Origin of the sequence: Pseudomonas sp. EL_65y_Pfl1_R83, assembly GCF_963970695.1 — a bacterium.
GTDB classification, from domain to species: domain Bacteria; phylum Pseudomonadota; class Gammaproteobacteria; order Pseudomonadales; family Pseudomonadaceae; genus Aquipseudomonas; species Aquipseudomonas tritici.
The window spans coordinates 1-831 of sequence record NZ_CAXAQI010000062.1 but is presented as its reverse complement, the minus strand read 5'-3'; the positions used below and the strand labels follow the sequence as shown (position 1 = coordinate 831).

The window sequence follows — 831 nt, the reverse complement described above, 5'->3', positions numbered from 1 at the left end:
ACCTACACCCCGACCAGCGGCTATTATGGCAGCGACAGCTTCGGCTATACCGCCACCGGGCCCGGCGGCACCTCGGCCGCTGCCACCGTCACGCTCACCGTCGCGACGCCTGCTGCGCCCAGCGTTGCCGCGAAGAGCGCCAGCGTCGCTTATGACACCGCCACCCCGATCGACCTCACCGCCTCGGTCAGCGGTGTGCATAGCAGCCTCACCGTCAGTACAGCCCCCGCGCACGGCACCACCAGCGTGGCTGGCGATGTCATCACCTATACCCCCACCACCGGCTATTATGGCAGCGACAGCTTCGCCTATACCGCCACCGGGCCTGGCGGCACCTCGGCGGCTGCCACCGTCACCCTGACCGTCGCCACGCCTGCCGCCCCAACCGTTGCCGCCAAGAGCGCCAGCGTTGCGTACAATACCGCCACCCCGATCGACCTCACCGCTTCGGTCAGCGGCGTGCATAGCAGCCTCAGCGTCAGCTCAGCCCCTGCGCACGGCACCACCAGCATCGCGGGCGACGTCATCACCTACACCCCGACCACCGGTTATTATGGCAGCGACAGCTTTGCCTATACCGCCACCGGGCCTGGCGGAACCTCGGCCGCTGCCACCGTCACGCTCACCGTCGCCACGCCTGCCGCGCCCACTGTTGCCGCCAAGAGCGCGAGCGTTGCGTACAACACCGCAACCCCGATCGACCTCACCACTTCGGTCAGCGGCGTGCATAGCAGCCTCACCGTCAGCACCGCGCCCGCGCACGGTACCACCAGCGTGGCTGGCGATGTCATCACCTACACCCCGACCAGCGGCTATTATGGCAGCGACAGC

At 68.1% G+C, this 831-nt stretch carries 1 protein-coding gene; it reads left to right on the top strand.

Annotated features, from left to right (window positions below; genetic code table 11):
• On the top strand, positions 1-831 hold an 831-nt coding region (locus AACY08_RS27590; protein WP_339472276.1), incomplete at both ends, for an Ig-like domain-containing protein.